The organism is Agromyces sp. MMS24-JH15 (assembly GCF_043518605.1).
Taxonomy (GTDB): Bacteria; Actinomycetota; Actinomycetes; order Actinomycetales; family Microbacteriaceae; genus Agromyces.
Genome location: NZ_CP171358.1, coordinates 1,071,771 through 1,098,423 on the forward strand (window position 1 = coordinate 1,071,771; position 26,653 = coordinate 1,098,423).

The 26,653-nt window shown below is 70.3% G+C and carries 27 protein-coding genes and 3 tRNA genes; 14 read left to right on the plus strand and 16 right to left on the minus strand.

The annotated features are described in order from the left end of the window. From ACDF64_RS04865 to ACDF64_RS04880, 4 genes are all read left to right on the plus strand, one after another. On the plus strand, positions 1-405 hold the full coding sequence (locus ACDF64_RS04865) for a DUF3566 domain-containing protein (protein ID WP_394553737.1): 405 nt from the start codon (positions 1-3) through the stop codon (positions 403-405). A gap of 77 nt (positions 406-482) precedes the next feature. Next, positions 483-559 (plus strand) — tRNA-Ile (locus ACDF64_RS04870). Between the two features lie 49 nt (positions 560-608). Beyond that, positions 609-681: transfer RNA gene (locus ACDF64_RS04875), tRNA-Ala, on the plus strand. Between the two features lie 127 nt (positions 682-808). Then, positions 809-1,252 (plus strand): NUDIX hydrolase, encoded by a 444-nt coding sequence (locus ACDF64_RS04880; RefSeq protein WP_394553738.1) that lies wholly within the window; start codon positions 809-811, stop codon positions 1,250-1,252. A gap of 115 nt (positions 1,253-1,367) precedes the next feature. Here ACDF64_RS04880 and ACDF64_RS04885 read toward each other — a convergent pair whose 3' ends face one another. Together ACDF64_RS04885 and ACDF64_RS04890 are read right to left on the minus strand one after the other, a co-directional pair. After that, on the minus strand, positions 1,368-1,607 hold the full coding sequence (locus ACDF64_RS04885) for a hypothetical protein (protein ID WP_394553739.1): 240 nt from the start codon (positions 1,605-1,607) through the stop codon (positions 1,368-1,370). A 594-nt stretch (positions 1,608-2,201) separates the two neighbouring features. After that, entirely contained in the window at positions 2,202-2,720 is a 519-nt protein-coding gene (locus tag ACDF64_RS04890) for a hypothetical protein (RefSeq protein WP_394553742.1), read from the minus strand. Between the two features lie 121 nt (positions 2,721-2,841). Here ACDF64_RS04890 and ACDF64_RS04895 point away from each other — a divergent pair, with 121 nt between their 5' ends. Together ACDF64_RS04895 and ACDF64_RS04900 are read left to right on the plus strand one after the other, a co-directional pair. After that, positions 2,842-3,387 (plus strand): peptidylprolyl isomerase, encoded by a 546-nt coding sequence (locus tag ACDF64_RS04895; protein WP_394553744.1) that lies wholly within the window; start codon positions 2,842-2,844, stop codon positions 3,385-3,387. 7 nt (positions 3,388-3,394) lie between these two features. Further along, positions 3,395-4,255 (plus strand): rhomboid family intramembrane serine protease, encoded by an 861-nt coding sequence (locus ACDF64_RS04900; protein WP_394553746.1) that lies wholly within the window; start codon positions 3,395-3,397, stop codon positions 4,253-4,255. Positions 4,256-4,477: 222 nt separating this feature from the next. Here ACDF64_RS04900 and ACDF64_RS04905 read toward each other — a convergent pair whose 3' ends face one another. Further along, complete coding sequence (locus ACDF64_RS04905) at positions 4,478-4,717, minus strand: cell division protein CrgA (protein WP_394553748.1); 240 nt, start codon at positions 4,715-4,717, stop codon at positions 4,478-4,480. A 71-nt stretch (positions 4,718-4,788) separates the two neighbouring features. On the opposite strand from ACDF64_RS04905, the gene ACDF64_RS04910 reads away from it, so the two are divergent. Genes ACDF64_RS04910 through ACDF64_RS04920 form a run of 3 tightly spaced genes read left to right on the plus strand, consistent with a single transcriptional unit; the run spans position 4,789 to position 6,397 of the window. Next, the gene (locus tag ACDF64_RS04910) at positions 4,789-5,595 is read left to right on the plus strand and encodes a class E sortase (RefSeq protein ID WP_394553749.1); all 807 of its coding nucleotides are present in this window, start codon (positions 4,789-4,791) and stop codon (positions 5,593-5,595) included. Next, on the plus strand, positions 5,595-5,753 hold the full coding sequence (locus ACDF64_RS04915; RefSeq protein ID WP_394553751.1) for a hypothetical protein: 159 nt from the start codon (positions 5,595-5,597) through the stop codon (positions 5,751-5,753). The genes ACDF64_RS04910 and ACDF64_RS04915 overlap by 1 nt, the downstream gene beginning before the upstream one ends. After that, positions 5,750-6,397 carry an anthranilate synthase component II gene (locus ACDF64_RS04920; RefSeq protein WP_394553753.1) on the plus strand — a complete coding sequence of 216 codons (648 nt, stop codon included), beginning with the start codon at positions 5,750-5,752 and terminating at the stop codon, positions 6,395-6,397. The genes ACDF64_RS04915 and ACDF64_RS04920 overlap by 4 nt, the downstream gene beginning before the upstream one ends. Before the next feature lie 21 nt (positions 6,398-6,418). On the opposite strand, the gene pknB is transcribed toward ACDF64_RS04920, so the two are convergent. From pknB to ACDF64_RS04965, 9 genes are all read right to left on the minus strand, one after another. Beyond that, the gene (gene pknB, locus ACDF64_RS04925) at positions 6,419-8,191 is read right to left on the minus strand and encodes a Stk1 family PASTA domain-containing Ser/Thr kinase (RefSeq protein ID WP_394553754.1); all 1,773 of its coding nucleotides are present in this window, start codon (positions 8,189-8,191) and stop codon (positions 6,419-6,421) included. Positions 8,192-8,264: 73 nt separating this feature from the next. Further along, entirely contained in the window at positions 8,265-9,941 is a 1,677-nt protein-coding gene (locus tag ACDF64_RS04930; RefSeq protein ID WP_394553755.1) for a protein kinase, read from the minus strand. Further along, entirely contained in the window at positions 9,938-11,398 is a 1,461-nt protein-coding gene (locus ACDF64_RS04935; RefSeq protein WP_394553758.1) for a peptidoglycan D,D-transpeptidase FtsI family protein, read from the minus strand. The genes ACDF64_RS04930 and ACDF64_RS04935 overlap by 4 nt, the downstream gene beginning before the upstream one ends. Next, positions 11,395-12,795 (minus strand): FtsW/RodA/SpoVE family cell cycle protein, encoded by a 1,401-nt coding sequence (locus ACDF64_RS04940; protein WP_394555050.1) that lies wholly within the window; start codon positions 12,793-12,795, stop codon positions 11,395-11,397. The genes ACDF64_RS04935 and ACDF64_RS04940 overlap by 4 nt, the downstream gene beginning before the upstream one ends. 4 nt (positions 12,796-12,799) lie before the next feature. Then, a complete protein-coding gene (locus ACDF64_RS04945) occupies positions 12,800-14,029 on the minus strand; it encodes a PP2C family protein-serine/threonine phosphatase (protein ID WP_394553760.1) in 1,230 nt (409 codons plus the stop codon). Between the two features lie 3 nt (positions 14,030-14,032). Then, a complete protein-coding gene (locus ACDF64_RS04950) occupies positions 14,033-14,590 on the minus strand; it encodes an FHA domain-containing protein (RefSeq protein ID WP_394553761.1) in 558 nt (185 codons plus the stop codon). After that, entirely contained in the window at positions 14,587-15,318 is a 732-nt protein-coding gene (locus tag ACDF64_RS04955; RefSeq protein ID WP_394553762.1) for an FhaA domain-containing protein, read from the minus strand. The genes ACDF64_RS04950 and ACDF64_RS04955 overlap by 4 nt, the downstream gene beginning before the upstream one ends. Before the next feature lie 64 nt (positions 15,319-15,382). Further along, positions 15,383-17,896 carry a glycoside hydrolase family 65 protein gene (locus ACDF64_RS04960; RefSeq protein ID WP_394553763.1) on the minus strand — a complete coding sequence of 838 codons (2,514 nt, stop codon included), beginning with the start codon at positions 17,894-17,896 and terminating at the stop codon, positions 15,383-15,385. Further along, entirely contained in the window at positions 17,893-18,708 is an 816-nt protein-coding gene (locus ACDF64_RS04965) for an HAD family hydrolase (RefSeq protein WP_394553764.1), read from the minus strand. Before ACDF64_RS04965 ends, ACDF64_RS04960 begins: the two co-directional genes overlap by 4 nt. A gap of 272 nt (positions 18,709-18,980) precedes the next feature. Here ACDF64_RS04965 and ACDF64_RS04970 point away from each other — a divergent pair. The 3 genes from ACDF64_RS04970 (at position 18,981) to ACDF64_RS04980 (ending at position 20,551) form a co-directional block, all read left to right on the plus strand. Then, positions 18,981-19,065 (plus strand) — tRNA-Leu (locus ACDF64_RS04970). 194 nt (positions 19,066-19,259) lie between these two features. Continuing rightward, positions 19,260-19,559: a hypothetical protein gene (locus ACDF64_RS04975; RefSeq protein ID WP_394553765.1), complete on the plus strand. Its 300-nt coding sequence runs from the start codon at positions 19,260-19,262 to the stop codon at positions 19,557-19,559. Between the two features lie 209 nt (positions 19,560-19,768). Continuing rightward, complete coding sequence (locus ACDF64_RS04980; protein WP_394553767.1) at positions 19,769-20,551, plus strand: collagen-like protein; 783 nt, start codon at positions 19,769-19,771, stop codon at positions 20,549-20,551. 25 nt (positions 20,552-20,576) lie between these two features. Here the strand turns inward: ACDF64_RS04980 and ACDF64_RS04985 are convergent, their stop codons facing one another. The 3 genes from ACDF64_RS04985 to ACDF64_RS04995 form a co-directional block, all read right to left on the minus strand. Continuing rightward, positions 20,577-21,404 (minus strand): hypothetical protein, encoded by an 828-nt coding sequence (locus tag ACDF64_RS04985; RefSeq protein WP_394553768.1) that lies wholly within the window; start codon positions 21,402-21,404, stop codon positions 20,577-20,579. Positions 21,405-21,430: 26 nt separating this feature from the next. Then, positions 21,431-21,685 carry a hypothetical protein gene (locus ACDF64_RS04990; RefSeq protein WP_394553769.1) on the minus strand — a complete coding sequence of 85 codons (255 nt, stop codon included), beginning with the start codon at positions 21,683-21,685 and terminating at the stop codon, positions 21,431-21,433. Positions 21,686-21,798: 113 nt separating this feature from the next. Continuing rightward, a complete protein-coding gene (locus tag ACDF64_RS04995; RefSeq protein WP_394553771.1) occupies positions 21,799-22,338 on the minus strand; it encodes a hypothetical protein in 540 nt (179 codons plus the stop codon). A gap of 308 nt (positions 22,339-22,646) precedes the next feature. Here ACDF64_RS04995 and ACDF64_RS05000 point away from each other — a divergent pair, with 308 nt between their 5' ends. Further along, positions 22,647-24,593, plus strand: a complete 1,947-nt coding sequence (locus tag ACDF64_RS05000; protein ID WP_394553772.1) for a substrate-binding domain-containing protein — start codon at positions 22,647-22,649, stop codon at positions 24,591-24,593. A gap of 8 nt (positions 24,594-24,601) precedes the next feature. Then, positions 24,602-25,681 carry a hypothetical protein gene (locus ACDF64_RS05005; RefSeq protein ID WP_394553774.1) on the plus strand — a complete coding sequence of 360 codons (1,080 nt, stop codon included), beginning with the start codon at positions 24,602-24,604 and terminating at the stop codon, positions 25,679-25,681. A 73-nt stretch (positions 25,682-25,754) separates the two neighbouring features. Here ACDF64_RS05005 and ACDF64_RS05010 read toward each other — a convergent pair whose 3' ends face one another. After that, on the minus strand, positions 25,755-26,639 hold the full coding sequence (locus tag ACDF64_RS05010; RefSeq protein ID WP_394553775.1) for a metal-dependent hydrolase: 885 nt from the start codon (positions 26,637-26,639) through the stop codon (positions 25,755-25,757). Between the last annotated feature and the right edge of the window lie 14 nt (positions 26,640-26,653).

A 26,653-nucleotide genomic window follows, 5' to 3' on the forward strand; every position in this document is an offset into this window, starting at 1 on the left:
ATGAGCAGCGTCGCAGACAAGCTCGCTCGCAAGCAGACCCGCCGGCCCCCGGCGAAGCAGGTCCGGCTGCGGCTCGTCTACGTCGACTTCTGGTCGGCCCTGAAGCTGTCGTTCCTGATCGCCGTGTGCCTCGCGGTGGTCAACATCGTCGCCACGTTCCTCGTGTACACGGTGCTGAGCTCGACCGGCATCTTCGAGAACGTGAACTCGCTCGTGAAGGACGTGGCCGGCAGCGGCACCGACCTGCTCGCGATCTTCTCGCTCGGCAACGTGATGGGCTTCGCGATCGTGGTCTCGCTGATCAACCTCGTGGTCACCACGGTGCTCGGCGCGATCGTGGCCGTGCTCTACAACCTGAGCGTCAAGATCACGGGCGGCATCCTCGTCGGATTCACCAACAACTAGGCCGTTCGGCCGGGGTTCCCGCCCTCGATTCGGAGATTCACGGATCGTCGGGTAGGCTTTCCCCCGGCCGAAAATCCGGGGATATAGCTCAGGCGGTTAGAGCGCTTCGCTGATAACGAAGAGGTCCGAGGTTCAAGTCCTCGTATCCCCACCACGCCGTTCACGGCATGACAACTCCACAACCCGGATGCCACGCATCCCTCGGGGCCTTAGCTCAGTTGGTAGAGCGCCTGCTTTGCAAGCAGGATGTCAGGAGTTCGAATCTCCTAGGCTCCACAAGATCTCCCGCACTCGACGCGTCCGCCTTCCGGCGGGCGCGTTCGTCGTTGCGGGGCAGCGGTGCGGCGCTCCCCGCGCGCGGTCGCGTACCGGGTCGAGGATGCCGCGGCGGTAGGGTTTCCGGATGGACATCCGCATCGCCGCGTACGCCGTGATCATCGACGACGGCCGTGTCCTGCTGTCGCACTGGAACCAGCACGGCCGTTCCGGCTGGGCGATGCCGGGCGGCGGGCTCCAGGGGGCGGAGGATCCGCTCGAGGCGGTCGTCCGGGAGGTGCGCGAGGAGACCGGGTTCGACGCGGCCGTCGACCGACTGCTCGGCATCGACACGATGGTCGTCCCGGCCGCGAAGCGGCACCGGGGGCGCGTGCCGCTCTACGCGATGCGCATCGTGTACCGCGCGCACGTGGTCGGCGGGGAACTGCGCAACGAGCTCGACGGCTCGAGCGACGAGGCCCGGTGGTTCCCGCTCGACGAGGTCTCCTCGCTGAAGCGCGTCGGTCTCGTGGACATCGCGCTCCGGCTCGACCGCGACGAGCCGGCCGACGGCGGCAGCAAGCGGCGCTGAGGGACGCCCCGAACGGCAGGCGCCTCGCGCGGGGGGCTGATTGCCCGATACGGCGGAACGGCCCCGCCCGTGCGGGCGGAGCCGTTCGTCGATGGTGCGGCCGGCGCACATGGCGTCATGCGGCCCGCGTGAGCAGGCTGACGTCGGTGCGCGTTCCGGAGTGGAGTGCGGATGCGTCGTGCTCGAGGTGGCGCCGGTGGGCGACCTCCTCGTGCGTGAGCGCGGCCTTCGGCCGGCTCAACGACAGCAGTGCGAGCCCGAAGCGGGCCGCGAGTCGTTCGTGCATCCGGCGCGCCCGGCGGCGCGACGTGGTTCGGCGCGTGGTCACGTCGAACGTGGTGGACAGTGCGTTCACGATGGTTCCTTCGTCTTCGAGGGTGCCCGTGCTCGATGGCAGGGGCGTGCGTCGGAGCGGGATGAGCGGTGCGGCCGGGACCGCGCTCGTGGTCCTCCGGACGGAGGCGAGAGCGGTTCGGCGGGCGACGACGAGCCGGCCGCGGATGCGGCGTGCTGCGAGGTCGTGGACCCGGCGCGGTGGAACCGCGCGAATCGGTCGGGGCGTGGAGCCGGGGTCGGACGTTCAGGCGCCGTCGGCGCGGGAACGGACGGGGCTCAGCAGGCCTGTGCTGCGGCGACGGGAGCACCCGTGGCCGCCGAGAGGGCGAAGCCCGGCATCTTGATGTCGAAGTTCATCTGATTCATCGGGCTCATCTCCTCTCACTGCTCGTGGTCGAACCGATTGTCGAACCTAGCGTGGTGCGCGCCGGGCGCGCAAGGGTGAATCGCGGATCGCGTCGGATCCGGTGCGAAGTTCAGGGCTGGCCCTGAGAGGAGCGGATGCCCCGGGCACGACGACGCCCCGACCCTCAGGTCGGGGCGTCGTCGCGATGGTGCATCCTCCGGCCGGTGCCCGAGGCGACCGGCCTGCGGCGCGAAGCCTGCGGCGGACTCAGCTCCCTGCGGGCGGAACCGGGGGCTCGTCGTCCGCGACCCAGAGCTCGTCGTCGGCTCGGAAGGTCTGCCAGACGGCGTACCCGACGCCCGCGGCGACGACGACGAGCGCGCCGATCGCCAGGAACGTGCCGAAGCCCGGGCCGCGCTTCTCGGCCGCCACGAGCTTCGCGCTCGCGGGCGAGACGCGCTCGACGGCGCGGCGGACGCGGACGTCGTTCGCGATGTCGCCGATCGAGAGCAGCGAGCCGATCGCGCTGCCGATCCCGCGCTCGGCGGTGTCGCCGGCGCTCTTGGCGAGGACCCGCGCCTGATCGACGCCCGGGCGGACGTACGCCTCGTAGCCGGTGCGCACGCGCGGAACGACCTCTTCGCGGGTGAGGTGGCCGAGTTGGCGGCTCGCCTCACGCGCCACGGCATTGGCGTGCTCGAGCACGACCTGCTGGTTCCCCCACAAATCCTCTGCGCTGCTGCGCAGCCGCTTGAGTTCCTTCTGGCGCTTGCGTGACAGGCTCATGTCGACCTCCATCATCGGTGCAGCGAACGTCTCCCATCTTGCCACCGAGAACCCTGAATTCGGGGTGGGAGTCGCATTCGGACATGCTCGGCCGTGAATCGGGGCGTGAGAGAATATGCAGATGCCGAATCCCACCGCGATCGCGACGCTCCAGACCAACCACGGCCCCATCAAGATCGAGCTCTACGGCCACCACGCGCCGAAGACCGTCAAGAACTTCGTCGGCCTCGCCACGGGTGAGATCGAGTGGACGCACCCCGGCACCGGCGCCAAGTCGAACGCACCGTTCTACGACGGCATCGTCTTCCACCGCATCATCCCCGGCTTCATGATCCAGGGCGGCGACCCGCTCGGCCAGGGCATCGGCGGCCCGGGCTACCAGTTCGATGACGAGATCAGCCCGGAGCTCGACTTCACCGAGCCGTACGTGCTCGCGATGGCCAACGCCGGCCGCGACCGCTTCACGGGCGGCGGCACGAACGGTTCGCAGTTCTTCATCACCGTCGGCGCCACGAGCTGGCTGCAGGGCAAGCACACCATCTTCGGCAAGGTGACGGACGAGGCCAGCAAGGCCGTCGTCGACAAGCTGGCCACGGTTCCGACCGACGGCCGCGACAAGCCCCTCGACGACGTCGTGATCGAGAGCGTCACGATCGAGCAGCTCTGACCCCGGCGTGACCGAGCCCGTCGTCGATCGCGCGAGCTTCTGCTACCGCCACCCCGATCGGCAGAGCTTCGTGCTCTGCCAGCGGTGCGGTCGCACGATCTGCGGCGAATGCCAGACTCCGGCGCCGGTCGGAGTGATCTGCCCCGAGTGCATGCGCGAGCAGCGCGCGTCGGCGCCGAGGACCAAGCCGGCCGTCCTCACGAGGATGCGCTCGGCGGGGCGCCGCGGGGCGCCCGTGGTGACGTATTCCCTGATCGGCATCACGCTCGCGGTCTACCTGCTGCAGCTCATCCCCGGGCTCGGGGTGACGGACTGGCTGTTCTTCTCGCCGTTCTTCGTGAGCGAGTACGCGATGGAACCGTGGCGCCTCATCACCTCGGTCTTCGTGCACTCGACGTCCCTGATCTTCCACGTGCTGCTCAACATGTACACGCTGTGGATCTTCGGGCAACTGCTGGAGGGCCTCCTCGGACGGGCGCGTTTCCTCGCGCTCTACCTGATCGCCGGGCTCGGCGGCTCGGTCGGCGTGGTCTGGCTGAGTGACCCGAACACCGCGGTGGTCGGGGCGTCGGGTGCGATCTTCGGCCTGATGGGCGCGTTCCTGGTGATCCAGCGGCGGCTCGGCGGCCAGACGACCCAACTGCTGGTCCTGCTCGCGATCAACCTGGTCATCGGGTTCGTGCCGGGGTGGAACATCGCGTGGCAGGCGCACCTCGGCGGCCTCGTGACGGGTGCGCTCGTCGGCCTGATCTACGTCGAGACCCGCCGGCGCGACCAGCGCGCACGCCAGGTCTGGCTGCTCGTCGCGCTCGTGGTGGTGCTGCTCGTGCTCAGCCTGCGATACGTGTTCTTCCCCATCACGGGCTGATCGTCTCCACAGCCTGTCCACAGGTTGGGGAGAATCACACGCGTGTGATTCCCACGCAGCCGCGGAATCACGCGGATCCGGGTTCTCCACACACTGTGCACATTCTCCACAAGGTTCTCCACAGTTGGGGAGAACCCGGTGCGGACGCGATCACGGCAGATCCCGGGGATGCGAAGAGGGGCGGATGCCGAAGCATCCGCCCCTCTGTTCGAGAGTTGCGACTCAGCGCCACCTGGTCGTCATCAGGAAGCCGACGAAGGCGATGCCGAACCCGATGAGGATGTTCCAGGAACCGAGTGCGGCGATCGGGAGCGTGCCCCCGCTGACGTAGAAGACGATGATCCAGGCGAGCCCGAGCAGCATGAAGCCGAACATGACGGGCTTGAACCAGACCGGGTTCGGAGCGTCTTCGCCCTGGGCCTGCTCCGCGCGCGCGGGCTTCGATGAGTTGGTACGTGCCATGCGGAGGATTCTAGCCGAGGGACGCCGGTACTCCCAGCCGAGCCGGTGTCGCCCGACACTAGAATCGCCCTATGCCCGAGACGCCTGATCCGGACGCGCCCTCCCGCGCCTCCGCGCGCGCGGCTGCGCAGCGTCCGCGTCAGCGGGTGTCCGTGGTCGGCGTGTTCGGCGAACTGCTGCTCACGGCGGGCGTGCTGATCCTCCTGTTCCTCGGCTGGCAGCTTTGGTGGAACGACGCGATCATGGCCGGCCAGCAGTCCGGCGCGGCATCCGAACTGAGCGAGCAGTGGAGCGCGCAGGACCGCGCGACCCACCCGCCGGATGCCACGACCGAGCCGGTACCGGACATGGGCGAGCCCATCGTGGACCCGACGACCTACGGGAACGCCGAATCGTTCGCGGTCATGTACGTGCCGCGCTTCGGCGAGGGATCGCAGCGGACGATCGCCGAGGGCATCGGCCTCGATGTGCTCAACAGCTACCAGCAGGGCGTCGGGCACTATCCGGGCACCGCGATGCCGGGAGCGGTCGGCAACTTCGCGATCGCGTCGCATCGGAGCGCCTACGGCGGCGGGATGCACGAGATCGAGCAGTTCCAGCTCGGCGACGCCATCTACATCCAGACGAAGGACGGCTGGTACACGTACCGGTTCCGCGACTTCGAGTACGTCACCCCCGACACCGTGGACGTGCTCGCGCCGGTGCCGCACCTGCCCGGCGTCGCCCCGACCGACCGGATCGTGACGCTCACGAGCTGCAACCCGCTTTACTCGACGGCCGAGCGGATCGTCGCGTACGGCGTGCTCGAATCCTGGCAGCCGGGCGCGGGCAACCCGCCCGCAGAGATCGCGGACGCCGTCGCCGCATGGGGAGCCTGATGTACGGAGCACTCTGGCGAGTCCTGCCCGGCCCGTGGTGGGTGCGGGTCATCCTGCTGCTGCTGCTCGCCGCGGCCGTCGTCTTCGCGCTGTTCACCTGGGTCTTCCCGGTGGTGGACTCGATCCTCAACCCGATCAACGTCACGGTGGACCAATGACCCGCATCCTCGTCATCGACAACTACGACAGCTTCGTCTACACCCTGAACGGGTACCTCCAGGAACTCGGCGCCGAGACCGAGGTCGTGCGGAACGACTCGTTCCCGGCCGCAGACGTCGCCGCGCGCATCGCCGACTACGACGGCGTGCTCGTCTCTCCGGGTCCAGGCAAGCCCTCCGACGCGGGGGTCTCGATCCCCACGGTCGAGGCCGCGCTCGCCTCGGGAACGCCGCTGCTCGGCGTGTGCCTCGGGCACCAGGCCATCGCCGAGGCGCTCGGCGCCGTCGTGACGAACGCCGAGGAGCTGATGCACGGCAAGACCTCGCTCATCACGCACGACGCGAGCGAGTTCTACGACGGCGTTCCGCAGCCCTTCACCGCGACCAGGTACCACTCGCTCGCGGTCGTCGACGGCACGGTGCCCGCCGAACTGATCGTCACGAGCCGCACGCAGGGCGGGGTCATCATGGGACTCCGTCACGAGTCCGCGCCGATCTTCGGCGTGCAGTTCCACCCCGAGTCCGTGCTCACCGAGGGCGGCTACCGGATGCTCGGCAACTGGCTCGCGGTGGCCGGCATGCCCGAGGCGCGCGAGCGGTCGCTCGGGTTGAGCCCGCTCGTTCGGGCGACCGCGACGAACTGAGCCCGCGAGCCGACGCCTCGGCTAGTGCCGATCCCCGTCGGCCGTGCCGCCGTTGCCGTTGCCGTTCCCTGCGCCGGTGTTGTCGCCTCCGCCGGCGGAACCGGCGCAGTACACGAGCGTGACGTCCGAACGCTGGGGCACGTCACCGGGGGCCGGATTCTGGCGCACGATGGGCGATCCCTGCTCGGCAGGGCAGGCCCCATCCGGCTGCGGCACCGGGTTCAGCTGCAGCGTCGCCGAGCGCAGGTAGTCGGATGCCGCGGCCAGGGTCTGCCCGGTCAGGTCGGTGAGCGTCACCTTGCCGCTCGAGAGCCGGAAGTCGACCGAGGAGCCGGCGGGTGCCGTGGCACCCGCTGCCGGGGTGGTCGCGAGGACCGTGTCCGCCGGCACGGTCGGCGAGTTCTCCCGGTTCTCGACGCCGGGCACGAGTCCGGCACCGGTGATCGCCGCCTTGGCCTGTTCGAGCGTCATGTTGGTCGTGTCCGGGACCGCGACCGGCTGCTTGCCGGTCGAGACGAAGACCGTGACAGGGGTCTCGCGCTCGACGGTCTCGTTCGCGGGCGGGTCGGTGCGGATGACCTGGCCCTCGGCGACGGTGTCGCTGGACTCGTCCGCGCGGGTCGGCGGCAGGCCGAGCTCGGTGAGCTGCTTGGACGCGACCTCCCACGTCTGCCCGGCGAGGTCGGGAACGCGTTCGACGTTCGACGGCAGCTCGTTCGTGGGCTGCAGGTTGATCGCCCAGTACATCACCGCGATGACGATGACGACGACCGCGACGATGCCGGACCAGATCCACACCGCGGGCGGTCGCCGCTGCGTACGCACGGCCGTCTCGTCCTCGGCGAGTTGCCGGAAGGCGAGCTCGGTGGAGGACAGCGCACCGGTCGGCGTGCCGCCGAACAGCTTCGTCGTCGCGTCCTCCTCGCGATGGACCGGGATCCGGCCGCTCGCGGCGATCTCGACGTCGGCGCGGAAGTCGGCCGCAGTCTGGTACCGCTCCTCGCGGTCCTTGGTCAGCGCGCGCAGGACGACCGTGTCGAGCGCGGGGGACACGCGGGGGTTGATCGAGCTCGGCTTCGCGGGCTTCTCGCTCACGTGCTGGTACGCGACCGCGACCGGGGTGTCGCCGCGGAACGGCGGACGGCCGGTGAGCATCTCGAACAGGACCACGCCGGTCGAGTAGAGGTCGGTCCGGGCGTCGACGGTCTCGCCCTTGGCCTGCTCGGGCGAGAAGTACGCGGCCGTGCCGAGGATCGCCGTCGTCTGCGCGACGGTCGTGGCCGAGTCGGACACCGCGCGCGCGATGCCGAAGTCCATCACCTTCACCTGACCGGTGGTGGTGATCATGATGTTGCCCGGCTTGATGTCGCGGTGGACGACTCCGGCGCGGTGCGAGTACTCGAGCGCCGTCAGGACGCCGTCGATGACGCGCACCGCCGCGGCGGGCTCGAGCGGCCCGTCGTGGATGATGTCCTTCAGGAGCCGCCCCTCGACGAACTCCATGACGATGAAGGGCAGCTGCACCTCGTGGCCCGAGGCATCCAGCACCGTCTCCTCGCCGGCGTCGAAGACGCGCACGATGGTCGGGTGGGCCATCCTCGCGGCCGACTGCGCCTCCTGGCGGAAGCGCATGCGGAACGCCGGATCCGTCGCGAGCTGCGGCTTCAGGAGCTTGACCGCGACCTGCCGACCGAGACGGGTGTCGGTACCGACGTGGACGTCGGACATGCCGCCGCGACCGATGAGCTCACCGACGCGGTACCGGCCCGCGAGCAGGCGTCCTTCATCGGTCACGTTCGACGGCTCCTCTCAGCCGATTGCTACGAGTCGAAGGGAGTCTACGTGGTGCGACGCGACCTGCGCGTCGCTACTTCTCCACGGTGATGGCCACCGTCGGCGAGAACTCCGACGAGAGCTGGCCGCAGAAGTAGCGGTAGCTCGCCTCGAAGTCGGCCAGCGGGGTCGGCGCCTTCACGGTGACGCTGGTCGTGCCGGCCGGCACGACCGAGTTGTTCGGCACGGTCGCGCCGTTGGTCACCTTCACCTCGTAGCCGCTCAGCGTCTGCCCGGCGGGGCAGTTCTGCGCCGGCCACGACACCTCGACGGTCGTCGTACTCGCGGGCATCGGGTTCGGCGTCGCCGACGGCGCGCTGGTCGGTGCACTCGGGTTCTCCGGCGCCTCGAGGTACGTCAGCGTGATCGTCGTGCCCGGCGGCACCGGGCCCGAGGGGTTCACGTCGCTCACGGTGTTCGCGAGACCGGGCTCGGTCGCCTTCCCCCCGGGTTCGCGGGACACCGGCAGGCCGAGCTTCTCGATCGCGGCCGCGGCCTCGTCGACGTTCATCCCGAGGTACGCGGCGCGGTCGATCTGCACCGTGGTCGCGGTCGAGGGTGGTGCGGACGAGGTCGTCGGCACCGAGGACGACGTGGTCGGCGCTGCCGACGACGTCGACGGATCCGGCTTCTCGCCGCCCTGGTTCATCGCGAACGCGATGATGGTGCCGATCAGCACGATCGCGAGGATCACGATGAGCACGATCAGCGGCCAGGTCCACGGGCTGCGCTTCTTCTCCTCGACCTCTTCCTCGCCCTCGCCCTCGACGGGCGCGCCGGTCGGGAGCACCGTCGTGGCGGCGGTCGCGCCCTGCTGCGGCATGAGCATGGTCGCGGCGGTGGCACCCGCCGCACCGAGGATGGCCGGCACCGCGGCGGCCGCGCCCTGCACGTCGCCGCGCCGGAGCGCGGAGGCGGCCCGCGCGAGGTGCGCGGCGGACTGCGGACGGTCGGCCGGGTTCTTCGCGATGCACGCGTAGACCAGGTTGCGGACCGGCTCGGAGACCGTCGCAGGCAGGTCCGGCGGGGTCTCGTTGATCTGCGCCATCGCGATCGCCACCTGGGACTCGCCCGTGAAGGGCCGGCGGCCCGCGAGGCACTCGTACGCGACGATGCCGAGCGAGTAGATGTCGGTGGTCGGCGACGCCGGGTGGCCCGAGGCCTGCTCGGGCGAGAGGTACTGCACCGTGCCCATGACCTGGCCGGTCGCGGTGAGCGGGACCTGGTCGGCGATGCGCGCGATGCCGAAGTCGGTGATCTTCACGCGGCCGTCCGGCGTGATGAGCAGGTTGCCGGGCTTGATGTCGCGGTGCACGAGGCCCGCCTGGTGGGCGGCCTGCAGGGCCGCCGCGGTCTGCGCCACGATGTCGAGCACCTTGTCGGTCGACAGGATGTGCTCGCGCTCGAGGATGGTCGACAGGGCCTCGCCGGGAACGAGCTCCATCACGAGGTAGGCGCTGCCCTCCTCCTCGCCGTAGTCGAAGACGTTCGCGATGCCCTCGTGGTTCACGAGCGCGGCGTGGCGCGCCTCGGCGCGGAAGCGCTCGAGGAAGCCGGGGTCGCCGAGGTACTCGTCCTTCAGGATCTTGATCGCGACCTGCCGGCCGATGACGAGGTCGGTGGCCTGCCACACCTCGCCCATGCCCCCGATCGCGATCCGGGACTGCAGTTCGTAGCGCCCACCGAAGGTGAGCCCTGCGCTCGGTCTCATTTGCTCAGCACCGCCTCTAGTACTTGTTTCGCCACGGGTGCGGCAATCAGATTGCCGTACCCCTCCTGACCAAGTCCCCCGCCGTCTTCCACGAGGACCGTGATCGCGTACTGAGGGTCGTCGGCGGGGGCAAAACCCGTGAACCAGAGGGTGTAGGGGTCATCCTCGCCGTTCTCCGCGGTACCCGTCTTACCGGCCACGCTGACGCCGTCTATTCTTGCATTAGTCGCAGCGCCGTTCTCGACGCCGTTGACCATCATCTGGACCATCGTCGCGGCCGTCTCCTCGCTGATCGCACGGCCGTACTGCACGGGCTCGAAGGCCTGCAGCGGGCTGAAGTCCGGCGCCGTGATCGAGTCGACGAGGTTCGGGTACATCACGATCCCGCCGTTCGCGATCGCCGCCGACACCATCGCCATCTGGAGCGGGGTCGCCCGGACGTCGCCCTGCCCGAACGCCGTGAGCGCGGTCTGCGGGTCGTCGAGCGACCGGACCGGGTAGACGCTCGGCTCGACGAGGTTGGGGATCTCGAACCCGCTGTTGAAGCCGAACTTCTGCGCCTGCTCGCGGATCGCCTGGTCGCCGAGTTCCATGCCGAGCTCCGCGAACGGGATGTTGCAGCTCAGCCGCAGCGCGTCGGCGAGCGTGACGGTCGCGCCGCCGCCGCCGCACGTGCCGCCGCCGGAGTTGCGGACGACCGCATCCGTCCCGGGCAGGGTGAGCGACGCCGGGTTCGGGAACGTGCTCTCGGGGGTGTACCGACCCGACTCGAGGGCCGCGGCCGTCACGACCAGCTTGAAGGTCGAGCCGGGCGGGTTCATGTCGCCGCCCGTGGCGCGGTTCTGCAGCGGCTGGCCCGGGTCGGCCAGGAGCGCCTCGTACGTGTCCTGGACCTGCCGGCCGTCGTGCACCACGAGCGCGTTCGGGTCGAAGCTCGGCTTCGAGACCATCGCGAGGACACGGCCCGTGCTCGGCTCGGTGACCACGACCGACCCGGCGTAGTCGCCGAGCGCGTCCCACGCGGCCTGCTGCGCGACCGGGTCGATCGCGATCTCGACGGAGGCGCCCATCGGGTCCTGTCCGGAGACGATGCGGTTCAGCTGGTCGAAGAACTGGCTCGAGCTCTGGCCGCTCAGGTACGCGTTGAGCGTCCGCTCGATCCCGGTGGCCTCGCCGTTCACGGGGATGTAGCCCGTGATCGGCACGTACAGCGGACCGTTCGCGTAGACCCGCTGGAACTTGTAGTCGTCGCCGGAGGGCTGGGAGTAGGCGATCGGCTCGCCCGCCACGAGGATCGGCCCGCGCTCGACCGAGTAGCTGTCGTACAGGGTGCGCGCGTTGCGCGGATCCTCGGCGAGGGCCTCGGCCTGGGCGTACTGGATCACCGTCGCGGCCGCGAACAGCGTGAGGAACATCAGGAGCGCCACGATCGCGACGCGCTTCAGCTCGCGATTCATCCGTCGATCACCAGCCTCGGGTGGTTGCGGATCGTGTCGCTGAGCCGGAGCAGGAGGCCGACGATGATCCAGTTCGCGACGAGCGACGAACCGCCGGCCGCGAGGAACGGGGTGGTCAGGCCGGTGAGCGGGATGACCCGCATCACGCCGCCGACGACGATGAACACCTGGAGCGCGAGCACGAAGCTGAGGCCCACGCCGAGGAGCTTGCCGAAGTCGTCCTGCCCGGCGAAGCCGATGCGGAAGCCGCGGGCGACGAACAGCACGTAGAGCGCGAGGATGGCGAACACGCCCGCGAGCCCGAGCTCTTCGCCCAGCGACGCGATGATGTAGTCGCTCTGCGGGACGGGGGTGAGATCGGGTCGCCCCTGCCCCCAGCCGGTGCCGACGAGTCCGCCGTGGCCGAGCCCGAACAGGCCCTGCACGAGCTGGTAACTGCCGCCGATCTCGGCGTCGTACCGCTCGGGGTTGAAGGGATCGAGCCAGTTCGCGAACCGGTTGCCGACGTAGTCGAGCGTCTGGCTCGCGACGATCGCGCCCCCGACGAACAGCGTGAGCCCGATGAGCACCCACGACAGCCGGCTCGTCGCGACGTAGAGCATCACGAGGAACAGCCCGAAGTAGAGCAGGGCGGTGCCAAGGTCGCGCTGGAACACGATGACCGCCATCGAGAGCGCCCACACCACGAGCAGGGGCCCGAAGTCGCGCACGCGCGGGAACCGCATCCCGAGGAAGGTCGTGCCGACCATCGACAGGGAGTCGCGGTTGCGCACGAGGTAGCCGGCGAAGAAGACCGCGAGCGCGATCTTCGCGATCTCACCGGGCTGGAAGGTCGCGAAGCCGGAGATGCCGACCCAGACGCGTGCGCCGTTCTCCTCCTGGCCGATCACCGGCAGGAGGGGGAGCAGCAGCAGGACGATCGCGATGAGCCCCGACAGGTACGTGTAGCGGAACAGCAGCCGGTGGTTGCGGATCAGGAGGATCGTGCCGATCGCCGCGATGATCGCGATCGCGCTCCACACGATCTGGCGCACGGCGGCGCTCTCCCACCCGACATCCTCGAACGCGATGTCGATGCGGTAGATCATCGCGATGCCGATGCCGTTCAGCACCGTCGCGATCGGGAGGAGGAACGGGTCGGCGTCGCGTGCCACGAAGCGCATCGCGACGTGGAGGCCGACGACGAGGATCGAGAGCCCGGCGCCGAGCAGGATGAGCTGCGGGTCGAGGCGTCCGAGCGCGCCGAGCTGGACGAGCACGATCGCGGCGCCGTTGATGAGGCACGCCATGATCAGCAGGCCGAGCTCGAGGTTCCGGAGCTTCTGAGGCAGCCGGATGCGGCGGACGCCGCCGCCGGGCGGCGTGGCCGGGGTCCCGGCGGCCGGGGTCGTGCGCAGCGGCTCAGTCAATCGACTCCTCCAACCGCTTCACGATGACGAGCGCGTCGGCGAGTGAGCCGGCGTTGATGGTCTGCTCGACGCGCAACTGGTCGTACGCGCGCAGCTCCGAGACATCCACCTCGGTCTCGAGGTAGAGATCGTGGAGCGACACGGGACCGAGATCCTGCTGGACGCCCTGGAAGATCGCGACCCGCCCGTTGGACTCGCCGACGTAGAAGCGGGTCTGCGTCCACTGGTACGCCATCACGACGCCGGCGACGATGATGCCGATGAGCAGGACGATCCAGAAGCTCCACACGAGCCGCCGGCGACGCCGGCGACGCGCATCCTCCTCGATGATCTCGTCGAAGTAGTCCTCGGAGTCGGGCTCGAAGTGCGTCTCCTGCACCGGGTGCGGGCGGAAGGGCGCGATACGGATGCCTCGCGTGCGGGGCGTCTCGGACTGGCCGAAGGCAAGCGGGGCCGCGGCCGAGCCGACGATCTGCGGCGGGGTGTCGGGCGCCGGCGGTTCGCCGATGTCGACGACCACGACCGTCACGTTGTCGGGGGCGCCGCCGTCGAGCGACGCCTTCACGAGCCGGTCGGCGACCTGCTTCGCGCCCGCGTCCGCCGCGAGGATCTCCTGCAGCTCGTCGAACGCCACCACGCCCGACAGGCCGTCCGAGCACATGACCCAGCGGTCGCCCTCGCGCGTGTCGAGCACCATCGTGTCGATCTCGGGCCGGGTCTCGACGTCGCCGAGCACGCGCATGAGCACCGAGCGGCGGGGGTGCACCATCGCCTCCTCGGCGGTGATGCGGCCCGCGTCGACGAGTCGCTGGACGAACGTGTGGTCGGTCGTGATCTGGCTCAGCTCGCCCGAGCGGAGCAGGTAGATGCGCGAGTCGCCGATGTGCGCGATCGCCACCGCGTCGTCGAGCACAGCGAGGGCGCTCACCGTCGTGCCCATGCCCGTGAGCTCCGAGTGATCGGCCACGGTCTCGCCGATCCGGCGGTTGGCGGCCAGCAGCGCCGCCTCGAGGGCGACGGATGCCTCGTGCCCGTCGCGGTACGTCGCGTCGGCGTCGGTGATCCGGTGGGTCGCGATCGCGCTCGCGATGTCGCCGCCCGCGTGACCGCCCATGCCGTCGGCCACGAAGAACAACCGGTGGCCGGCGTAGCCGGAGTCCTGGTTGTTCGCGCGGATCCGGCCGACGTGCGAGACCGCCGCGCTCGCCTTGACGTGCGCCACCGGTTACCGCCGCAGCTCGAACGTGGTCGCCCCGACCTTCACGGTGGCTCCGAGCGGGACGGGCGTCGGCACGGTCACACGTGAGCCGTCGAGGAAGGTGCCGTTCGTCGAGTCGAGGTCCTGGATCATCCACCGGCCGTTCCACAGCATGATGCGGGCGTGGTGGGTCGACGTGTAGTCGTCGCGGATGATGATCGCCGAGTCGCTCGACCGGCCGATCGTGATCTCGTCGCGGCCGAGCGGGAACTCGGCGCCCGCCTTGGTGCCGCTCGTGATCACGAGCTTCGAGGGCCGGTCGCCGCTCGCAGCCGCCCCGACCGCCGCACCCGCGGCCGTCGGAGCCGTCGGCGGCGCCGCGACCGGGGAACTCGGGAAGGCCGCTGCCGCCGGCGCAGTGCCGCCGGCGGCGGCTGCCGATGCGGACGACGCCGGCAGCTTCCGCACCCGCTGGCCGAACAGGTCGCTGCGCAGGGCGTAGACGATCGCGAAGATGAACGCCCACAGCAGGAGGAGGAAGCCGAGCTGGAGGACGAGGAGGGTGAGCTGACTCGGATCGGTCACGAGGCCGGCCCCCAGAACCCGCCGAGGTCGTTCCGCTGCGTCGCCGCGGGCGGACGCCCGCCGCCGGCCTGCGCGAGCACGCGGAACACGATGCGCGACCGGCCGATGGTGATCACCGAGTCGGGTTCGAGCACGGCCTCGGCGACCTTCCGGCCGTCGACCTGGGTGCCGTTCGTCGAGCCGAGGTCGCGCACGCGGGCGCGGGTGCCGTCCCACTGCACCTCGGCGTGCCGACGGCTCGCGCCGGAGTCGTCGAGCGTGACATCCGCCTCGCTGCCGCGCCCGATGACCGTGCGGCCCTTCAGGAGCGGGTAGCGCTTGCCCGCGACATCCAGCACCGGGGTCCAGGCGACCTGGCCCTTGACGTTCGCCGAGTCGACCTGGACCATGCCGACCGACAGGCCCGGGTCCGCGTGCAGCGCGATCGAGATGCCGCCCGCGAACTGGAACCGCTGGCTCGCCGCGTGCTTCTGCACCAGGTCCACGAGCTCGTCGACGAGCGCGGGGCCGAGGCGGGTCATCCGATCGTGGTCCTCCGGAGCCATGCGCACCGTGAACGAGTTGGGCACCAGGACGCGGTCGCGCGAGACCACGGCCGCCTTGGTGTCGATCTCGCGCTTGAGCGCGGCCGTGATCTCCACCGGCTGGAGGCCGGACCGGAAGGTCTTCGCGAACGCGCCGTTGACCGCGCGCTCGAGACCCTTCTCGAAGTTGTCCAGTAGGCCCACAGGTCTCCCGATCGGTTCCGTGACTTCGCGCAATGCTAGCGCGAGCGGCTGTGAAGGGCGCGGTTCACTCGGCGCCGATCGGCACCTCGCCGGTGTCGAGCAGCGAGAGCGTCGGGATCGACGCCGTGAGCAGGCTGCCGTCGGAACGGCGGGATCCGGCGACGTCGCCCATGGTCGGCGCGCCGAGGATCCGAGCCCGGTGGTCGGCGAGGAGTTCGACGCGGACCTCCTCGGCTCCGGCGATCTCGATGGGGGTGCCGCGGACCGACAGCTGCACAGAGTCGCCCTCCTCGATCTGGAACGCGATGGACTCCTGGTCGATGCTCACGCGCACGCGCGTGCCGTGGATCGTGAGGCGGAACGTGAGCCGCTCCCAGTCCTCCGGCAGCCTGGGGTCGAAGCTGAAGACGCCCTCCTGGTCCCGGAATCCGCCGAAGCCGTTCACGAGCGCCGCCCACACGCCGCCCGTCGAGGCGACGTGGACGCCGTCGGCCGTGTTCCCGTGCAGGTCGGCGAGGTCGACGAACAGCGCCGAGCGGAAGTACCGGAGGGCGAGCTCGTGGTACCCGACCTCGGCCGCGATGATCGACTGCACCACCGCCGACAGCGTCGAGTCGCCCGTCGTCAGCGGGTCGTAGTACTCGAAGTCGGCGAGCTTCTGCGCGCGCGTGAACCGGTGGCCCTGCAGGAAGAGCGCCAGCACGACGTCGGCCTGCTTCAGGACCTGGAACCGGTAGATCACGAGCGGGTGGTAGTAGAGGAGGAGCGGGCGTCGGTTGTCGGGCGTGTGCTCGAGGTCCCAGAGCTCCTTCTCGAGGAAGGCCGAATCCTGCGGGTGCACGCCGAGGCGTTCCTCGTACGGGATGTGCATGTGCGCGGCCGCGCGCCGCCACGCGGCGACCTCGGCCGGAGTCAGGTTCAGGCGCTCGACCATCATGCGGTACTCGGCCGGGTGGTCGGCCTTCATCCGGTCGACCGCCTCGGCGGCCGCCTCGAGGTTCGCGCGCGCCATGACGTTCGTGTACAGGTTGTCGTTCACGACGGTCGTGTACTCGTCGGGGCCGGTGACGCCGTGGATGTGGAAGACGTCGTCGACCGTGCCGGTGCGCCAGAACCCGAGGTCCTCCCACAGGCGAGCGGTCTCGACGAGGATGTCGATCGCACCCCTGACCAGGAAGTCCTCGTCGCCGGTCGCGTTCAGGTACTGGCACAGGCCGTAGGAGATGTCGGCGTCGATGTGGTACTGCGCCGTGCCGGCCGCGTAGTAGGCGGATGACTCGAGGCCGTTGATGGTCCGCCACGGGAAGAGTGCGCCGTGCTGGTTCATCTCGACCGCGCGCGCCCGGGCGAGGTCGAGCATCTTCTGCCGGAACCGCAGGAGGTTCCGCGCCACGATCGGCGACGTATAGGTGAGGAACGGCAGGACGTAGATCTCGGAGTCCCAGAAGTAGTGCCCGCCGTACCCGGAGCCCGTGACGCCCTTGGCCGCGGTGCCGCCGCCGTCGGTGCGGGCGGTCGCCTGGGCGAGCTGGAAGAGGTTCCACCGGATCGCCTGCTGCAGCACGGGCTGCTCGTCGAGCACCACGTCGGTGCGGGCCCAGTACGCGTCGAGCCAGGCGCGCTGCTGCGCGAAGACCTGGTTCACGCCGATCTCCGCCGCGCGGTCGAGCGTGCGGTCGCACCGGTCGCCGAGCTCGCGGGCCGGAACCTTCCGCGCCGTGTGGTAGCTCACGGCCTTGGTGATGCGGATCGGGACGCCCCTGCGGGCCGTCACCTTGTAGATGTGCTTCGCGAGGTCGTCGCCGATCGTGCCGGTCTCGGTGTACGCGTTCGCGGTCAGGATCGAGTGCTCGGCCGCGACGGCGAGGCTCATGCCCGAGTTCGTGGTCTGGTAGCCCAGCAGGTACCGGCTGCCCTCGTGGCGCTTCACGCGCGGCTGCAGGACGCGCTCGCTGATCGTCTCGGCCTTGCGCGGGTCGAACGCCCCGGGTTCCGCGGCCGGAGCGGCGCGGTACTCGTCGCGGCCGTCCTGGCGGTTCAGGATCTGGCTCGAGATCGTGATCGCCGCGTCGGCGTCGAGCATCTCGACCTCGTAGTCCAGGAGCGCGAGGTGCCGGTCGGTGAAACTCGTCATGCGGCGGCTCGTGATGAGCACGCGCTTGCCGGACGGGGTCCGCCACTCGATCGAACGCGTGAGCGCGCCGAGCCGGAAGTCGAGCCGCCGCTCGTAGCGCGTGAGCTCGGCCTCGGTGATCACGAGCGGCTCGTCGTCGACGTAGAGGCGGATGATCTTCGCGTCGGGCGCGTTCACGATCGTCTGGCCCACGCGCGCGAAGCCGAAGGCCTCCTCCGCATGGCGGATCGGCCAGGTCTCGTGGAACCCGTTGATGAAGGTGCCGTGCTCGTGCCCGTCGCGGCCCTCCTCGACGTTGCCGCGCAGGCCGAGGTATCCGTTGCCGACCGAGAACAGCGTCTCGGTCCGTCCCTGCTCGTCGTCGTTGAACTCGGTCTCGACGAGCGCCCACTCGTCGATCGGGTACCGCGTGCGGTTGAGCGGGTCGGTGTCGGCGAACCTCATGCGCGGTCCTCTCGGTCGGGGTCGATGGATGTCGCGGCCGCGGGCGCGGGAGGCACGGTGCGTTCGACCGCGGGGATGAGCTCGTCGAGCTCGTCGACGATGACGTCCGCGCCCAATTCCGCGAGGGCGTCGCGACCGACGCCGCGGTCGACGCCGACCACGATGCCGAAGTCGCCGGCCGCGCCCGCCCGGATGCCCGACTCGGCGTCCTCGACCACCGCGCACGCCGCGGTGTCGACGCCGAGGAGTTCGGCCGCGCGCTCGAACATGTCGGGCGCGGGCTTGCCGGGGATCGACTCGCGTGCGGCGACCGCGCCGTCGACGACGATCTCGAACCGATCGAGGATGCCCGCCGCGTCGAGCACCGCGGGCGCGTTCTTCGAACTGGAGACGACCGCGACGAGGCATCCTCGTTCATGGAGCGCATCGAGGAACGCGATGCTCGCGGGATAGGGCGCGACGCCCTCCTCGGCGAGGGTCTCGTTGAACGCCTCGTTCTTCCGGTTGCCGAGGCCGTGCACGGTGTCGGCGTCCGGCGAATCCGCGACGTCGCCCTCGGGGATGCGCAGGTCGCGACTCGCGAGCAGGTCGCGCACGCCGTCGTACCGGGGCTTGCCGTCGATGTAGGCGAAGTAGTCGGCCTCGTCGCGGTACGGCGCGACGCCGTGCGACTCGAGGTACGGACGGAACAGCCGCGCCCACGCGTGCCGATGGACCGTCGCGGTGGGCGTGAGCACGCCGTCGAGGTCGAAGAGCCAGGCGCGGATGCCCGACAGGTCGACGGACTCGGGAGCGATGGGAACACGGGGCACGGGGTGATCCTTTCGTCGCGGCTGACGCGTCGGGGTGGTCTTCACCGTCGCGCGGACGCCCGGGGCGCTCGCGTTCATCCGATGCTATGCCGATCGCGCGTGCGGTGGGAGGCGGAGGGCGGGCCGGATCGACGATGGCGGCGGATGCGTACGAATCGATGCTGTCGAATGAACCTGAGCGGTTGCCGCGCGCCCGGCGCTCGAATGGCGATCGGAGAACAGAGGTGTTAGGCTCGCTGGGCTGGTGACCACCACGGTGGGCATTGGCGCACGCGCAAGTGGCGGAATAGGCAGACGCGCACGGTTCAGGTCCGTGTACCTTCGGGTGTGGGGGTTCAACTCCCCCCTTGCGCACCACCAACCAGAACGGCCCAGATCCTCGATGGATCCGGGCCGTTTTCCGTGGTCGGGGCGTGTGCGAGCCGCGCGGACTCGCGTCGTGCGGTGCGATCGAGGGCCGGCACGCGACTGGTCCGAACCACCTCTTCGGGGTCTGTCCCGGTGCATGCCCGATCCAATACCCTCCTCGGGAAGGAACGGGGAGCGTACTCATGGGCTATGTGCTCGCGGTGATCGTCTGGGGAATCGTCGGCGCCGTCCCCGGCGCGATCGTCGGCGCGCTCGTCTACGCGGTGGCGTGGCTGTACAACTACGGCGAGGCCGCGCCGACGAGCCCTTGGTGGTTCTGGGGGCCCGTCGCCGTCGGCGCAGTGATCGGCGCACTCAACGGGCTCGGGAACTCCGGCAGCCCAGGGCGGCTGGAGCACTTCCCGGAGCGGGGGACGATCGCGTGGCAACTCGACGAGATCCGTCGCAACACGGAACCGCCGTCGAAGCGGTCGGTCGACTAGGCCCAGGAGCCCCGGCTTGGCGATGAGCGACCGGGCTACGACGGAACCCGCTGACACCGCGGCCTGACCAGGCGTCCGCGCCGCGCCCTCTTCCCGGGCTGACACTGATGCGCGCCGCGCCGGGGACCGCTACGGCTTGCTTCAGGAGTGTCGCTCGACGGGTCATGCCCGCATCTCACGGCGGCACCGCACCGAAGGAGTTGGTCCCGATGCACATTCGTCGACACAGCCGGGCGAGGAAGGTCGCCGTCGCGGCCGCGGCCGCGTCCCTGGTGGTCCTGTCCCTCGGCGGCGCGGCCGTCGCCGCAGCCTCGTCTGCGCCGCCGACCATCGTGTCGTGCGTGTCGAAGCTCACGGGCGACGTTCGACTCATCGAGCCGTCCCTCGGATCGAGGCATCCGCTCGGTACCTGCACGAAGGTCGAGCGGCAGGTGTCGTGGAATGCGGAAGGCGTCCCCGGGCCTGCCGGCCCGGCCGGCGAGGTGGGCGCGCCCGGGCCGACCGGGCAGACCGGCGCGCCCGGCTCGGTCGGTGCCGACGGACAGTCCGTCACGGTCCAGCACGAACCCGCGGGCGCGAACTGCGAGTACGGCGGCACGAAGTTCACGGCCGTCAACGGCGACTCGTTCGCGTGCAATGGGAATCCGGGCAGTGTCGCGAGCTCGCCGGTTTACGCACGCACGCTCAACAACAACCAGGTGTCCATCCTCGTGCCGACGGACACCGCGGGCTTCATCGAGATCGTTCGCGCGGGAACCGGGCTGTACTGCCTCAGCGCCGCCGACGAGTCGCGCATCGACGGCAGGACCCCGATCGCCTCCGTCGAGTTCGCCGGAACGCCGAACGCCGGGGCGACCAGCGTCGTCGTCGAGACGCCGAGCGTCCTCTGCGGCGGGGGTCCCACGGTGACCGTGCTGACCTACCGGTACGACGCCCAATTCGGAGTGTGGAACGCAGCCAACGACGTCAGCTTCACCGTCATGGTTCCCTGAACGGTTCGTCGCCACGCGAGCCGATTCACGGGCGGCCGCCGTTCGCGATGAACCTCGCGAAGATCCGGATGACGCGGTTCGGTTCGAGCAGGTAGGGCGCAAGCCGGTAACCCTGGAACTGACGGGTCGAACGCTGATACATCGGGGTGACGACCCGTCGTTCGAACGCTTCGGTCACCTGTTTGGGCGAGATCCGTGCAGTGGTGAGGTTGCCGGCGTCATCCAGGTAGTAGCAGGTCGCCGTCGGGGAACCGTCACCGGCTGGGTCGTCGTAGGCATGAATGAGCCATGCCGCGTGCAGGTTGTGGTGCCGACCGGCCCAATCTTCGCGCATCGTCCCGAAGTCGCCGGCCGGATACATGACGGATCCCGAGTCGGCGTACCCGCGGGCAGCGATCAGGTCCAGCGACCGCTGGATGAGCGAATCGATCTCGTCGAGAGCTGCTTCGTATGCTCGTGCCTGGTCGGTTTCGTTCTGCACGAGGGTGCGTCGCGCGGCGGTCGGGTCGAAGGTCGCGCCGGGTGGCGCCGCCTGGGCGCGGGCCTCGTGGATCCGGCGTTCCTCGGTGGCAACGGCCCGTGCCTGTGCTCGCTCCGCGTCTCGCTTGGCGCGCTGGATCTTCGCCCGCTGCCCGGACCGGTAACGGAACATGACGACGAGTGCGGCGATGAGTCCGACGGCGAACGCGAGGAACGGTGTCGCGACGAGCCAGGCCGTCGCGGGTGTCACCGGCACGTCTCCGAACACGGCCATCTGGATCTGGAACGAGATGAAGAACGACGCGGCTCCGACGAACAGGGACACCCAGATGCATGCGCCGGCTGAGATGACGCCGGGTTCCTTGATGGACATGGGCAGCGCTCCTCAGGCCCGACCGGTCACCACGGGTTCCGGTACGTCACCGCTCCGACCTGACCCCAGTTCACGATCACATCCCGGCCGTCCGGGGTCTTCAGCCCGGTGATCCCGTTGTTCTGGATCTTCGTGGCGATGATCGCCCAGATCGCCGAGGGGCCGGCGCTGAGGTTCTCGGTGGACATCACCACGTCCACGTCCCCGGCGCCGACGTGCAGCGTGACGGTGAACTCTTCGCCGGTCTTCGCCGGAGGAGTCGTGGGCTTTCCGAACGCCATGATGGCTCCGTTCTCGCAGGCAACGTTGCCGATGCTGGCAGAAGCCGAACACCGGCGCGACACCCCCGTGAGGGGGTGCCGACGTCACCGAGCTGGGGTGCGATGCGCCGTGGTCAGCCGTATTGCTCGTGGTAGGTGCCGTGTGCGAGGAACTGGACCATCTGATCGGAGATTCGCCGGCGGGTGAAGTCGTCGGCACCGTCCGACGCCCAGCCGAACCGGAGGCCCCGCATCGATCCGCCATCCAGTTCCGTGGCCGCCGTCCACCCATCCCCGAAGTTCACGAACACGGGGTTCGAACTCGACCAGGCGTCGCCCAGCACGAGAAGCCTTGCCCCACCCCGTTTGTAGGCGGTCTCCTGGCGAAGCCGGTTCTTCCAGTACGCCTTGGTCTCCTTCGCGATGTCCGCGAAGATCCCGACGCGCCTGCCGGGGACATGAACACTCGGCACGCCTGCGCGTTCGACCCAGTACGCGGACTGCCCCGACGTCGGAGAGAGCCGGCGAGTGAAGTCGTTCACGAGATCCACGAGCTCTTCGGCAGGTCGGGCGGCGATCCAACCCTTGCCGTGGTCGCGGCGGATCTCATCGAGCCGCTGGTCCACGTCGACACGCGCGTGCTCCTGCCGCAGACGATCATCGAGTTCGCTCACGGCAGCGACGCTATCGCGGGTCGACTCGACGCCCCAGGTCCCCGTTCCGGGATCACCGCGACAGGCCGCCGATGTCGCAGGTCCACCGGCGCCGGTCGGAGAGGCCGTCGCCGTCGCGCTCGATGCGCACGCTCCCGCCGGCCGCGACCCAGTCGGCGAGGAGGGCGTTCGCGCGCGCGGCGACGTCGCCGGCGGAGCCCGGGTCGGCGACGACGGCCGGGTCGAAGCCCTTGCGGCGCAGCGGGATTCCTATGAACCCGGGCGGCAGCGTGGATGCATCCGCCGCACGCGGCGCCTAGCCTTGTCGCATGGCTCCCGTTCCGCGGCGCACGGCCGCCCGCATCGCACGCCCGGCGACCTCGCCGAGCGCGGCGCGCAGCAGCGCGGGCACGAGCGCGGTCACCCGTGCCGGCACGCCCCGCAGGCCCCGGCCCACCACGCGCCGAGCGGCGGCGATCGGGCTCCTGGTCGTGGCATCCATCGTCCTGAGCGGGTGCACGTTCGGCGGAGGCGACGGCGACGCCGGGATCGCGGGCGGCGGCGACTTCGCCGATGACGGGTGCACCAGCGTCGTCGTGGCGACCTCGTCGGAGAAGGTCAACATGCTCGACGCGCTCGCCAGGGCGTTCAAGGAGTCGCCGCAGCACGAGGCGCTCGCCGAGTGCGCGACGATCCACCCGATCAACGTGTCGTCGGGCGACGCGACCCGGTTCCTCACCGCGGCCGGCACTGGCGGTGACTGGCCCGACGAGGACACCCGGCGCTGGCCGACGCTGTGGTCGCCGGCATCGACGGTGTGGACCGAACGCGTCGCGGCGGCCGCCTCGCAGGGCCTCGTCGGCGAGCCGGTGTCGTTCACCCACACGCCCGTCGTCTTCGGCATGCCCGAGACGATGGCGAAAGCGCTCGGTTGGCCGGGTGCCGAGATCGGCATCTCCGACCTCGAGCGGCTCTGCGCCGACCCGGCCGGCTGGGGCAGCGTCGGCAAGCCGATCTGGGGCTCGTTCAAGATCTCGAAGACGAACCCGAACACGTCGACCACGGGCCTGTCGGCGATCCTGATGCAGTCGTACGAGGCATCCGGCAAGACCACGGATCTCACCGCGGCGGATGTCGCGGCCGCCGAGGCGTTCTCGCGCGTGTTCGAGGAGTGCGTGATCCACTACGGAGACACGACCGGCAAAGTGCTCTCGACGCTCTACGGCGACACCCAGCACGGCTCCGGCGGCTCGGGGTACGTCTCGGCGGTCGCGCTCGAGGAGACCTCCCTGCTGAACTACAACCAGGGCAACCCCGACTCGCACACCGTGCAGCCCGGCGAGACGCTGACGCCGCCGAAGGAGAAGCTCGTCGCGATCTATCCGTCGGGTGGGTCGATGTGGTCGGACAACCCGATCACAGTGCTCGGCGCCGACTGGGTGGGCGACGTGCAGCGCACCGCAGGCGAGGCCTTCATCGACTTCCTCGCGACCGGCGAGGCGCAGCGCATCCTGCCCGAGTTCGGGTTCCGGCCGCTGGATGCCGCGGCGCCGCTCGGCGACCTGTTCACCGAGGCGTACGGCGTCGACCCCGCAGGGCCGGCGATCTCGCTGACCCGGCCCGGTGTCGACGTGGTGTCCGCCGCGATCGATCAGTGGACGCAGATCCGCAAGCCCTCGTCGGTGCTCGAGCTCATCGACGTGTCGGGATCGATGGACGAGCCGATCGGCGACGGCCGCACGAAGCTCGACGGTGCGATCGAGGGCGCCAAGGCGACGCTCGGCCACTTCCGGTCGACCGACGAGGTCGGCATGTGGGCCTTCACGACGGGCGTCGACTCGCCGGCGGGGAACAACCTGCTGCTGCTGCGGGAGGTCTCGGCGCTCGGGTCCGACCGCGAGCGGCTGAGCTCGTCGGTCGACGACCTGCGGTACGTGAACCGGCAGGGCACCCCGCTCTACGACGCGATCGCGGTCGCGTACGACGAGATGGTCGCGCGCGCCGAACCGGGGCGCATCAACGCGATCGTCGTGCTCTCCGATGGGCAGGACGCCGACTCGTCGATGTCGCTCGACTCCCTGATCGCGAAGATCGGCCGGGCGTCGGGTGAGGGCGGCGGCAGCACCCCCGTGCGAATCTTCCCGATCGCGTACGGCGAGGGCGCCGACACGGAATCCTTGCGGCGCATCGCGGAAGCGACCGGAGGCCAGTGGTTCGACGCCTCGGATGCCGCGAAGATCGACCTCGTGTTCGCGTCGGTCATCAACAACTTCTAGGGGCGGCGATGGATTCCTGGGCTGTGCATGCCTGGACCGCGGATGCCGCGGCCGGTGGCGGCTACGTCGACGAAGCCGCCGACGCGCTGCAGACCGCGAACGTGTACGTCTCGCCCGAGGTGGACGGCGCGTCGGGCCTCCAGGCGTCGCTCGAGGCGCAGGTCGCGGATGCCTCGATCGGCGTCGCCGTGTTCTCGGACAACGCGCAGCTCGAGGCATCCGGTCCCGAGATCGTCGCGCAACTGGCCGATAAGGCGCCGTACGAGACGATCATCGTTGCCGTCGGCGACGACCTGTCGGCCGGGTCGTACGTGCTCGACACGGGCGAGGCGATGCGCATCGCGAACGAGGCCGAGCACAGCGCCGACGGTTTGGGACCCGCGCTCGCCGAGACCGTGCAGGGCGTGCAGGACGCGCAGGCGGGAACGCCCGACGGCGGTGGCGCGGCCGACGACGCCGGGCCGGGGGTCGGGGTCGCGATCGGCGTGGCCGTGATCGCGGCCGTCGTCGTGGCGGGCGCGGCGGCCGTGGTCGTCGTCGTACGCTCGCGGCGGCGCCGCGCGGACGCCGGCCAGGGGCGCCTGCCCGAGCCGATCGGCAGGCACGTCGCGGCGCTGCGGTCGCTGAGCGTTGCGTACGCGCAGGTCGGCGCCGCCGGGAACGCGGAGGCCGCGGAGACCGCGACCGAGATCACGGCGATCGCGGTGAACGTCGAGGAGCTGTTCGGCCGGCTCGCGCGCGCCGGTTCAGGTCAGCGCGGGACCGCCGCGATCGAGTACGACGCGACCCTGCGCAAGCTCACCGCCGCACTGGACCGGGACTACCTGCTCGACCTGCTCACCCACCCGCAACTCTGGGACGATCCCGACGAGCGCGTGCGCGAGGTCCGGGGCGCGATCGAGGCGGTGTCAGCCGAGCTCGTGCAGAACATCAAGCAGCTCAACGCGCGGCGCGGACTGCAGTTCCAGGTCTCGCTCGACGGCCTCATCGGCCGGCGCAAGGAACTGCAGGAGTGGGAGCGCGAGTTCGAGCGGGCGGCGGGGGAAGGCGGGCCGGATGCCTCGCTGCAGGAGCGGCCCGGATCCTGAGGGCACGGCGCGAAACGGCCCGGATCGATCATCGGATCCGGGCCGCTCCACGGTGCCCGGTGGCATGACCGGCCTACCGGCTCGAGGCCGCGACTGCCGTCCGCATCGTCACCTGCAGGCCGCCCTCCACGTCGGTCACGTCGAGCGCGACGGTCACGGCGCCCAGCGACTCGAGCGAGTCGGCGTGCGTGCCGCCGCAGGGGATGGCGACGTGGTGGCCGCCGACGTCGCAGGTCCACCGGCGCCGGTCGGAGAGGCCGTCGCCGTCGCGCTCGATGCGCACGCTCCCGCCGGCCGTGACCCAGTCGGCGAGGAGGGCGTTCGCGCGCGCGGCGACGTCGCCGACGGAGCCCGGGTCGGCGAAGGCGGCCGGGTTGAAGCCCTTGCGGCGCAGCGACTTGCCGATCCGGTAGACGTCGACCGATCCATTCGGCTCGATGCGCGAGCTCTGGATCGCGAGCGAGTCGAACGCCGGGTGGCCGAGCGGGTCGGTCGGCGCGGGCTTGGTCCACGCGTCGGCGAGTGCCGCGTCGAGTGCGAGCGACGCGAGGTGGCATCCGGTGTGCCCGGCCGACAGCGCGGCGCGATGGGCCTCGTCGATCTCGACGTGCACGGTGTCGCCGACCTGGGGCGGGGCATCCTCGATGACGTGGGCGACGACGAAGGTCCAGCCCGCGGTGCCGGTGCGCACCGGCAGGTCGCGGCCGAGCGCGAGCGTGCCGTCGAGGATGCCGCCGGTCACGCCGTCCACGACCGGGATCCGCCCGAGCTCGGTGCGGAGCGCGCCGCGGTCGGCGGGCTGGTCGGGCCAGGCGGTGTCGATCGGATGGAACGCGGTCCGGTCGAGCAGCACCGCCGAGCGGCCGTCGGCCAGCGGTTCGACGTGGAGGACGACACCGGTCGAGGCGGTGTCGCCGGCGGGGTAGGTGACGACGGTGTCGACGGACGGCAGCGGCATCCTCCGATGCTACG

What these genes read in the sequence shown, in the direction of transcription:
- ACDF64_RS04865 (WP_394553737.1), top strand. Translation starts at nt 1, where the DNA reads ATGAGCAGCGTCGCAGACAAGCTCGCTCGCAAGCAGACCCGCCGGCCC.
- ACDF64_RS04880 (WP_394553738.1), top strand. Translation starts at nt 809, where the DNA reads ATGGACATCCGCATCGCCGCGTACGCCGTGATCATCGACGACGGCCGT.
- ACDF64_RS04890 (WP_394553742.1), bottom strand. Translation starts at nt 2,720, where the DNA reads ATGAGCCTGTCACGCAAGCGCCAGAAGGAACTCAAGCGGCTGCGCAGC.
- ACDF64_RS04895 (WP_394553744.1), top strand. Translation starts at nt 2,842, where the DNA reads ATGCCGAATCCCACCGCGATCGCGACGCTCCAGACCAACCACGGCCCC.
- ACDF64_RS04905 (WP_394553748.1), bottom strand. Translation starts at nt 4,717, where the DNA reads ATGGCACGTACCAACTCATCGAAGCCCGCGCGCGCGGAGCAGGCCCAG.
- ACDF64_RS04910 (WP_394553749.1), top strand. Translation starts at nt 4,789, where the DNA reads ATGCCCGAGACGCCTGATCCGGACGCGCCCTCCCGCGCCTCCGCGCGC.
- ACDF64_RS04915 (WP_394553751.1), top strand. Translation starts at nt 5,595, where the DNA reads ATGTACGGAGCACTCTGGCGAGTCCTGCCCGGCCCGTGGTGGGTGCGG.
- ACDF64_RS04920 (WP_394553753.1), top strand. Translation starts at nt 5,750, where the DNA reads ATGACCCGCATCCTCGTCATCGACAACTACGACAGCTTCGTCTACACC.
- ACDF64_RS04930 (WP_394553755.1), bottom strand. Translation starts at nt 9,941, where the DNA reads ATGAGACCGAGCGCAGGGCTCACCTTCGGTGGGCGCTACGAACTGCAG.
- ACDF64_RS04935 (WP_394553758.1), bottom strand. Translation starts at nt 11,398, where the DNA reads ATGAATCGCGAGCTGAAGCGCGTCGCGATCGTGGCGCTCCTGATGTTC.
- ACDF64_RS04960 (WP_394553763.1), bottom strand. Translation starts at nt 17,896, where the DNA reads ATGAGGTTCGCCGACACCGACCCGCTCAACCGCACGCGGTACCCGATC.
- ACDF64_RS04975 (WP_394553765.1), top strand. Translation starts at nt 19,260, where the DNA reads ATGGGCTATGTGCTCGCGGTGATCGTCTGGGGAATCGTCGGCGCCGTC.
- ACDF64_RS04980 (WP_394553767.1), top strand. Translation starts at nt 19,769, where the DNA reads ATGCACATTCGTCGACACAGCCGGGCGAGGAAGGTCGCCGTCGCGGCC.
- ACDF64_RS04985 (WP_394553768.1), bottom strand. Translation starts at nt 21,404, where the DNA reads ATGTCCATCAAGGAACCCGGCGTCATCTCAGCCGGCGCATGCATCTGG.
- ACDF64_RS04990 (WP_394553769.1), bottom strand. Translation starts at nt 21,685, where the DNA reads ATGGCGTTCGGAAAGCCCACGACTCCTCCGGCGAAGACCGGCGAAGAG.
- ACDF64_RS05000 (WP_394553772.1), top strand. Translation starts at nt 22,647, where the DNA reads ATGGCTCCCGTTCCGCGGCGCACGGCCGCCCGCATCGCACGCCCGGCG.
- ACDF64_RS05005 (WP_394553774.1), top strand. Translation starts at nt 24,602, where the DNA reads ATGGATTCCTGGGCTGTGCATGCCTGGACCGCGGATGCCGCGGCCGGT.
- ACDF64_RS05010 (WP_394553775.1), bottom strand. Translation starts at nt 26,639, where the DNA reads ATGCCGCTGCCGTCCGTCGACACCGTCGTCACCTACCCCGCCGGCGAC.